Source organism: Rhizobacter sp., from assembly GCF_046595475.1.
GTDB lineage: Bacteria > Pseudomonadota > Gammaproteobacteria > Burkholderiales > Burkholderiaceae_C > Rhizobacter.
The window spans coordinates 1-8,697 of the sequence record NZ_JBKJOQ010000065.1 but is presented as its reverse complement, the minus strand read 5'-3'; the positions used below and the strand labels follow the sequence as shown (position 1 = coordinate 8,697).

Annotated in this window: 7 protein-coding genes; 1 reads left to right on the top strand and 6 read right to left on the bottom strand. The window is 64.7% G+C overall.

Annotation, left to right across the window (positions count from 1 at the left end; translation table 11 throughout):
• The 6 genes from AC30QB_RS11795 to AC30QB_RS11770 form a co-directional block, all read right to left on the bottom strand.
• Nucleotides 1–3,098, bottom strand: a 3,098-nt coding sequence (locus tag AC30QB_RS11795) for a hydantoinase B/oxoprolinase family protein (RefSeq protein ID WP_489546413.1), incomplete at its 3' end; no start/stop codon positions are given.
• A gap of 137 nt (nt 3,099–3,235) precedes the next feature.
• Nucleotides 3,236–4,528: a TRAP transporter large permease gene (locus AC30QB_RS11790; RefSeq protein ID WP_489546412.1), complete on the bottom strand. Its 1,293-nt coding sequence runs from the start codon at nt 4,526–4,528 to the stop codon at nt 3,236–3,238.
• A 103-nt stretch (nt 4,529–4,631) separates the two neighbouring features.
• Nucleotides 4,632–5,144, bottom strand: coding sequence for a TRAP transporter small permease (locus AC30QB_RS11785; protein ID WP_489546411.1), 513 nt, complete (start codon nt 5,142–5,144; stop codon nt 4,632–4,634).
• 4 nt (nt 5,145–5,148) lie between these two features.
• Nucleotides 5,149–6,114, bottom strand: a complete 966-nt coding sequence (locus AC30QB_RS11780) for a TRAP transporter substrate-binding protein (protein ID WP_489546410.1) — start codon at nt 6,112–6,114, stop codon at nt 5,149–5,151.
• 12 nt (nt 6,115–6,126) lie between these two features.
• Nucleotides 6,127–6,936 carry a putative hydro-lyase gene (locus AC30QB_RS11775; protein ID WP_489546409.1) on the bottom strand — a complete coding sequence of 270 codons (810 nt, stop codon included), beginning with the start codon at nt 6,934–6,936 and terminating at the stop codon, nt 6,127–6,129.
• Nucleotides 6,937–7,033: 97 nt separating this feature from the next.
• Complete coding sequence (locus AC30QB_RS11770) at nt 7,034–7,969, bottom strand: LysR family transcriptional regulator (RefSeq protein ID WP_489546408.1); 936 nt, start codon at nt 7,967–7,969, stop codon at nt 7,034–7,036.
• Between the two features lie 134 nt (nt 7,970–8,103).
• On the opposite strand from AC30QB_RS11770, the gene AC30QB_RS11765 reads away from it, so the two are divergent.
• On the top strand, nt 8,104–8,697 hold a 594-nt coding region (locus AC30QB_RS11765; RefSeq protein ID WP_489546407.1), incomplete at its 3' end, for a TRAP transporter substrate-binding protein.

The following is an 8,697-nucleotide window of genomic DNA, read 5'->3' as shown; positions in this document are numbered from 1 at the left end:
GTCTCCACATTGCCCGCCACCACCGAAGCGGGTGGCCTCGGGTTGAGCATGGAGCCTTCGGGGATGATCACTTGCAATGGCTTCAGGCAGCCCGCGTTGAGCGGAATGTCATCGTTTACCAACGTGCGAAACACATACAGCACCGCCGCCATGCACACCGCACGCGGCGCGTTGAAGTTGTTGGCCAGCTGATCGGAAGTGCCGGTGAAATCAATCACCGCACTGCGCTGCGCGGCGTTCACCTTGATGGCCACGCGAATCAGCGCCCCGTTGTCCAGCGGCAACGTGAACTCGCCGTCGCGCAACTTGGTGATGACGCGGCGCACCGACTCTTCGGCGTTGTCTTGCACATGGCGCATGTAGGCACGCACCACCTCCAGGCCGAACTGCGCCACCATCTTGCGCAGCTCTTGCACGCCCTTTTCGTTGGCGGCGATCTGCGCTTTCAGGTCAGCCATGTTTTGCTGCGGGTTGCGCGACGGGTAGGTGCCGCTCTTCAGCAGCGCCAGCATCTCAGCCTCGCGCAGCTGCCCCGCTTCGACCAGCTTCACGTTGTCGATCTGCACGCCTTCTTCTTCGATGCGCGTAGAAAACGGCGGCATCGAGCCCGGCGTGGTGCCGCCGATGTCAGCATGGTGGCCGCGCGAGCCCACGTAGAAGAGGATGTCGTCGCCGTTGTCAGCAAACACGGGTGTCACCACGGTCACGTCGGGCAAGTGGGTGCCGCCGTGATACGGGTCGTTCAGGGCATACACATCACCGCGTCTCATGCGCCCGGCATTGCCGTGGATCACCGTCTTGATCGACTCGCTCATGGAGCCCAGGTGCACTGGCATGTGCGGCGCATTGGCGATCAGGTTGCCCTCGGCATCGAACAGCGCACAGCTGAAGTCGAGCCGCTCCTTGATGTTGACCGAGTAGGCCGTGTTTTGCAGCTGCAGGCCCATTTGCTCGGCGATGTTCATGAAGAGGTTGTTGAACACCTCCAGCATCACCGGGTCGACCGTCGTGCCCATGGCCATGCGCTGCTCACGGGGCTGCACGCGCTCCAGCACCAAGTGGTCAAGCGCAGTCACGCGCGCGCGCCAGCCGGGCTCGACCACGGTGGTGGCGTTTTTCTCGGCAATGATGGCCGGGCCTTCTATGGTGTGGCCGGGCAAGGCCTGCTCGCGCACCACCAAGGCTGCAGCCCAGTAGCGGCCGCCGCTGAAGAGCTGCACCGTGTCGGCCGACGGCGCATCGCCCTGGGCTGACACATCGCGCACAGCCTCGGCCGGTGCGTCGCCTGCGCCCACCGCTTCGACCGACACGGCTTCGACCACCAGGCGGCGCTCGCTCATCAGAAAAGCAAAGCGCTGCCGGTAGGCGACCTCGAAGGCCGACTGGACTTCGGCTGCGCTGCCGAAGGGCACGACCAGCGCCGAATCGGTGCCCTCGTAGCGCACGTGTACGCGCCGGTGCACGACCAGCGCGGTGCTGCTCACGCCCTGGCGACGCAGCTCGTCAGCAGTCTCCTGCGCCAAAGTGCCCAGCCGCTCGCTCACCGCTGGCAAGGCCGTGGCCAAGGGCAGCTCGATGGCGCTCTCGCGCATCACGCTCTGGTCAGCCAGACCCATGCCGTAGGCCGACAGCACGCCGGCCAGCGGGTGGGCGAAGACGCGCGTCATGCCCAGCGCATCGGCCACGCGGCAGGCGTGCTGGCCACCGGCGCCACCGAAACATTGCAGGGCATAGCGCGTCACGTCGTAGCCGCGCGCGACAGATATCTTCTTGATGGCGTTGGCCATCGCGCCCACGGCGATGTCGATGAAACCTTCGGCCACTTCCTCGGGCGAGCGCTTCACGCCGGTGGCGCTTTCGATCTCGCCGGCCATCTGGCTAAAGCCGCGCACCACCGCCTCGCGGTCCAGCGACTCGTTGGCATGCGGGCCAAACACTTGGGGAAAGTAGGCAGGCTGGATCTTGCCCAGCATCACGTTGGCATCGGTCACGGCCAGAGGCCCGCCGCGCCGGTAGCAGGCTGGGCCGGGGTTGGCGCCGGCGCTCTGGGGCCCGGCACGAAAGCGCGCGCCATCAAAGCTCAAGATGGAGCCGCCGCCCGCGGCCACCGTGTGAATGCTCATCATCGGTGCGCGCATGCGCACGCCCGCCACCTGCGTTTCGAAGGCACGCTCGAACTCGCCGGCGAAGTGGCTCACGTCGGTAGAGGTGCCGCCCATGTCGAAGCCGATCACGCGCTCGCCTCCCAAGTCGCGCTTCGCCAGTTGTGCTGTACGCACCATGCCGACGATGCCGCCCGCCGGCCCCGACAGGATGGCGTCTTTGCCCTGGAAGGCATGCGCATCGGTCAGCCCGCCCGACGACTGCATGAAAAAGAGCTTCACACCCGGCATGTCGCCGGCCACCTGCTCCACGTAGCGGCGCAAGATGGGCGAGAGGTAGGCGTCGACCACCGTGGTGTCGCCACGGCCCACCAGCTTCATCAGCGGGCTCACCTCGTGCGACACGCTGATCTGCAGGAAGCCCGCTTCCTGCGCCAGGCGCTTGGCCGCCAGCTCGTGGGCGGTGAATCGGTAGCCGTGCATGAAGACAACGGCCACGCTGCGCAGCCCGGCATCAAAGGCGGCCTTCAGCTCGCCGCGCAGGTGCGCTTCGTCCAGCGCCTGCACCACGTCACCCTGCGCACCGACGCGCTCATGCGCTTCGATCACGCGGCTGTACAGCAGCTCGGGCAACACGATGTGGCGGTCGAAGATGCGTGGCCGCTCCTGGTAGCCTATGCGCAGCGCATCGCGAAAGCCCTGTGTAGTGACCAGCAGCGTGGGCTCGCCCTTGCGCTCGAGCAGCGCATTGGTGGCCACGGTGGTGCCCATCTTCACGCACTCCACCTGCGAGGGCAGGATGGGCTCGCCGCGCTTCAGGCCGAGCAGGTGGCGTATGCCGGCCACCGCCGCGTCTCGGTACTGCTCGGGGTTTTCGCTCAGCAGCTTGTGGGTGACCAGGCTGCCATCGGGCCGCCTGCCGACCACGTCGGTGAAGGTGCCACCACGGTCGATCCAGAACTGCCAGCGGTCGGAAACAAGAGGTTGAGCGTGCATGTCGCAAAGCTTTCAAGGGAGCCGAAAAGCGCGCTGCCGAACAGGCTCGGGGCATGGTACTCGCCAGCCCCGCGGCCGATCTGGCATTGCGGGTTGAAGTCGGGGTGACGACGCCGTTGGCTTCTCGCCTTACGTTGTCACATGCGGCTGGGCAGCCACAGCACAATGTTCTGGAAGAAGTAAGAGGCCATCACCGCCAGCAGCATCAGCACAAACATCGGCGTCGCGCAGCGGGCAATGTAGGTGAGCTCGCGTTTGGTGAGGCCTTGCAACACGAAGAGGTTGAGCCCCACCGGCGGCGTGATCTGTGCGATCTCGACCAGCAGCACAGTGAAGATGCCGAACCAGATCAGATCAAAACCCGCCGCCTCGACCGTGGGCAGCAGCACGCCTATGGTCAGCACCACCATCGAGATGCCGTCGAGAAAACAACCGAGCACGATGAAGAACAGCGCCAGAGACAGCATCAACAAGAAGGGCGACAGGTGCAGGCTGCCGATGAACTCGGCCAAGTGGCGCGGCAGGCCGATGAAGCCCATGGCCAAGGTGAGAAAGGCCGCGCCGGCCATGATCAAACCGATCATGCAGTAGACGCGGCAGGCCGCCACCAGGCCGGCACTGAAGCTCTTCCAGCTCAGGCTGCCCTCCAGGGCCGAAAGCACGAAGGAGCCAAACACCCCTATCGCCGCCGCCTCGGTGGCCGTGGCCACACCGCTGTAGATGGAGCCCAGCACCAGCGCGATCAAGGCCACCACCGGGATCAGGTGGCGCGAGGCGTGCAGCTTCTGCACGAAGCTCATGTGCTGGTCGGCTGGCGGGATCTTGTCTTTGTTGAACAGCGACCACACCACGATGTAGCCCATGAACAGCAGTGCCAGCAGCAGGCCCGGGATCACGCCCGCGATGAACAGCTTGGCGATGGACACATTGGCCGCTACACCGTAGACGATCATGATGATCGAAGGCGGGATCAGCAGACCCAGTGTGGCCGCGCCTGCCAAGGTGCCCAGGGCCATGCTGTCGGGGTAGCCGCGGCGCTTGAGCTCGGGCAACGAGATCTTGCCGATGGTGGCGCAGGTGGCGGCCGACGAACCCGACACGGCCGCGAAGATGGTGCTGCCGATCACGTTGACGTGCAGCAGCCGCCCGGGCAGCTTGTCTAGCCAGGGCGCGAGGCCCTTGAACATGTCTGCACTGAGCTTGGTGCGAAACAAGATCTCGCCCATCCACAGAAAGAGCGGCAGCGCGGTGAGCGTCCAGCTGGAGGTAGAGCCCCAGATGGTGAGCACCATGCTGTCGCCCACCGGGCGCGGGCTGCCCAAGGCCATGGTGGTCAGGCCCACGGCAATGAGCGAGAGCCCTATCCACAAGCCAGAGCCGAGCACGACGAAGAGCAGCAGCACCAGGACAGCGGCCAAGAGAACTTCCATGACGCGTTTCTTTCAATGCGCCAAACATCGTCATTCCCGCGAAAACGGGACTCACGACGTGCGGCGATGCTGGAATCCCACGGGGGCAGGAATGACGGGTGGCCTACTCCGCGTGAATCGCTTCTGCGGCCGCCTCGATGAAGAAAACCTGGCCGGTGATGCGTGCCACCAGCGCTTGCACAAACGACAACGCAAAGCCCACGCAACCCAAGGCCATGGCGATCTGCGGTATCCACAAAGGCGTGGCATCGGCCGTGGCCGCCACGTCGTGCAGCGCATGCGACTGCCACACCAGCCGGCAGGCAAACCAGGCGAGGTAAAGCGCCACGCCCAGTCCGGCCAGCAGACACCAGTACTCCAGCACCGCACGGCTGCGCGGCTTTAGCTGCTGCAGCAGCAGCGTGGTGCGTATGTGGTCGCCGTGACGAAACGCACTCGGCAGCGCGAGGAACAGCGTGGCTGCAATCGCATAGCCGGCGTAACCGTCTAGACCCGGCACATCCCAGCCCGCTACGCGCGCCACGATGTTGAGCGCGATCGACCCAAAGGCCGCCACCATGGCCGCGCAGGCCATGGCCATCAGCAGTTTGTTGAAGCCGTAGGCCAGGCGGTTCATGGCTTCACTTCTTACGGTAAGCGTCAATGATGGCCTTGCCATCGGCGCCCGCGGTGGCGATCCACTCGGTGGTCATCAGCTCGCCTATGCGCACCAGCTCGGCGCGCACGCTCTCTGAGGGCGCGGCCACCGTCATGCCCTTGGCAGCCAGCTCTTTCACGTACTCGCCATCTTTCTGCTCGCTGACCTGCCAGCCACGCTGCTCGGCAGCGGCAGCAGCCTTGAGCACGGCGTCTTGCGTGGCCTTGTCGAGCGCGCTGAAGGCCTTCTCGCTCACCGCCGTCACGTTGCGCGGCAGCCATGCGTTGACGGGGTAGAAATATTTGGTCTGCTCGTAGAGCTTGCTGTCGACACCGCTGGCGCTCGACGTGAGGAAGTTGTTCACTGTGCCGGTGGCCAGTGCTTGCCCCAGCTCGGGCAACTGAATGGTGGTGGGCTGGGCTTGCAAGAGCTGCGCAATGCGCGTCGTGGCCGGGTTGTAGGCACGCATCTTGGTGCCCTTGAAATCAGCCGCGTTCGCAATGGGTTTCACCGAGTACAGCGACTGACCGGGCCAGGGCACCGAGAACAGCATCTTCACGCCCTGAGCGGCCAGCACTTTCTGCTGGTAGGGCTTGGCCGCCTCGTACAGGCGCTTGGCATCGGCGTAGCTGGTGGCGAGAAAGGGAATCGAGTCGACACCGAAGAGCGGGTTCTCGTTGGCCATGCCGGAGATGATGAATTCACCCGCTGGCGCCATGCCAGCCTGAATGGCGCGCTTGATCTCAGGCTGCTTGAAGAGCGAGCCGCCGGGGTGCAGTGTGATCTTCAGCTTCCCGCCGGTGGCGGCTTCTACGTCGGCGGCAAACTGCGCCACGTTCTGCGTCTGGAAGGTGTTGGCGCTGTAGCCGGTGGGCAGGTCCCACTGGGTCTGGGCCAGCGCGATGGGTGCGCAGGCAAGTGCCGACAGTGCAAGGGCAATTCGTTTCATGGCATTTCTCCGTTAGAAGCTGGCGAGTTGGTTGTTCAACAGATCGGTGATCAACATGGCACCTGGTGCGTGCGTGATGCAGAACTCGGGGCGCGCTTGAGCGATGGCGGCCTGTGGCGTCACGCCACAGGCCCAGAACACCGGCAACTCGTCGGGCATCACGTCCACGGCGTCGCCGTAGTCGGGCTTGGACAGGTCAGTGATTCCGATCAGCGATGGGTCGCCGAGGTGTACCGGTGCGCCGTGCACATCCGGGAAGCGCGAGGTGACCTGTATGGCGCGGATCGCGGCCTTGGCTTTCAATGGCCGCATCGACACCACCATCGGCCCGCGAAAGGGCCCGGCCGATTCGGTGGCGATGTTGGTGCGGTACATGGCGACGTTGCGGTTCTGCTCGATGTGCCGCATTGACAAGCCAGCATCGAGCAACGCCTGCTCGAACGAAAACGAACAGCCGATGACAAAGGTGACCAGGTCATCACGCCACAGCGCGCGCAGGTCGGTCGGCTCGTCGACCAGCTCGCCGCGGCGCCACACGCGGTAGCGCGGCACGTCGGTGCGGATGTCGATGTCGGCACCGAGCTTCGGGAGCATCGGCTCACCAGGCTGCGACACCGCCAGCACCGGGCAAGGCTTGGGGTTGAGCTGACAGTAGCGCAGGAAATCATCGGCCAGCGCTTTGGGAAGAATCACCACATTGCCCTGCACGTGATCGCGAGCCAAGCCGCTGGTGTGCGACGTGTAGGCGCCCGCGCGGATGGCGGCTCGGGCCTTGGCAACGCTGCCTTGCTCAGAGGCGAAAGATGCTGCTGCTGGTGTCACGACAAAACCCCGAATGAGTAACCGCTGTGTGCGACGCTTGAAAGTGGCCGCATTGTGTTGGGGGCTTTGCCTGGTCGGCAAACAAGAAATATTCTGCTTACTTCATCGATTTTTTCGATAACGGTTTAGCTGAACCCCGCCCTGCCGGCTTGCGGCTGGGTGGCGCGCCAATGAAAGCGAGGATGGCATCGACCACACCCGAAGCCACCACCGAGGTCGGGTCTTCGCGATAGCTGGCGTGCACGGGCAGTGGCGGCAGCGGCGTGTCGCATTTCAGCGGCTTGAGCGGCAGGCGGTCACTCAAGCGCAGCACCGCCGCCAGCGGCAGCGTGGCCACTCCGAAGCCCCCCTCCACCAGCTGCACCATGGCAGAGATTGACGAGATGGTGTGCACACGCGGCGGCGCCACGCCGGCCCCGCGAAACATGTCGACCAGTGCCACATGCGGCTGCGAGCCGCGCTGGAAGGTGAGCAGGTCATACACCGCCAGATCGGCCAAGGTGTAGCTGCGCTTGCGGTGCAGGTCTTTGCGGCCCACGAACACCATTTCCATGGCGGGCAGCGCACGGCTGCGCAGGTTTTCACCCGAGGTGGGCAGCGCGGCGAAGGCCAGATCAAGAGCGCCGCGCTTCACCTGGTCGACCAATACCGGTGTGGTCTCGACCGACAGCTCCAGCTCGAAATCGGGGTTTTCCTTGCGCGTGTGCTGCACCCATTCGAGCAGCCACGAGTGCAGCACTGACTCGATCACGCCTATGCGCAGCGACACGCTTCGTGCGCCAGCACCCATTTCGCTGCGTATCTCGCGCTGCAGCGCGAGCAACCTCTGAGCGTGGCTGAAAAAGCGCATGCCGGCCACGGTGAGCCGAAACTGCTTGTCGCGCCGGTCGAGCAGCAGCACGCCCAGCTCGTCTTCAAGCGCTGCGATGCGGCTGGACATGGCCGACTGCGTGACACAGAGCTTCTCGGCGGCGCGCGACACGCTCTTGAGCTGCACCACCCAGTAGAAGGCTTCGACGAATCGCAGGTTCATGCGTTGGTCTCCGTGTGCGGCAGGCGCGTTCGGTGGAACGGCACTTGCTAATTGATCGTCGTCGTATAAGCCCCAATGCTGGGGGCTGCGGCAAGCCCGTACCCTTGTGCTTTCCCCCATGCGGAGATTCTCATATGCGCTTCAACGTCTCGTTGATGATCGCGGCCCTGGCCCTGGCCGGTGCCGCCCAAGCCCAAACCAAATGGGACCTGCCCTCTGCCTACCCGCCGAGCAACTTCCACACCGAAAACCTGGTGCAGTTTGCCTCCGACGTCGACAAGGCAACCGCCGGCAAGCTCAAGATCACGGTGCACTCCAATGCATCCTTGTTCAAGGCGCCCGAGATCAAGCGTGCGGTGCAGGGCGGGCAGGCGCAGATCGGGGAGATCCTGATCTCGGGCTACGCCAACGAAGACCCGCTATTCGGCATCGACTCGGTCCCGTTCCTCGCTACCAGCTACGCGGAGGCCGCCAAGCTGTGGAAGGCCTCGCGCAGGGCCCTGGAGGAGAAGTTCGCCAAGCAGGGGTTGAAGGTTCTCTATGCGGTGCCCTGGCCGCCCCAGGGCATCTACACCAACAAGCCGATCAACTCCACGGCCGACATGAAGGGCCTCAAGCTGCGGGCCTATAACCCCTACACCGCGCGTATCGCCGAGCTCGCCGGCGCCCAGCCGGTCACGATCCAGGTCGCCGAGCTCGCGCAGGCCTTCGCGACCGGTGCCGTCAAC

Excerpts from the sequence above, each read along its gene's own strand:
- AC30QB_RS11780 (WP_489546410.1), bottom strand. The coding sequence starts at position 6,114 with ATGAAACGAATTGCCCTTGCACTGTCGGCACTTGCCTGCGCACCCATC.
- AC30QB_RS11785 (WP_489546411.1), bottom strand. The coding sequence starts at position 5,144 with ATGAACCGCCTGGCCTACGGCTTCAACAAACTGCTGATGGCCATGGCC.
- AC30QB_RS11790 (WP_489546412.1), bottom strand. The coding sequence starts at position 4,528 with ATGGAAGTTCTCTTGGCCGCTGTCCTGGTGCTGCTGCTCTTCGTCGTG.
- AC30QB_RS11770 (WP_489546408.1), bottom strand. The coding sequence starts at position 7,969 with ATGAACCTGCGATTCGTCGAAGCCTTCTACTGGGTGGTGCAGCTCAAG.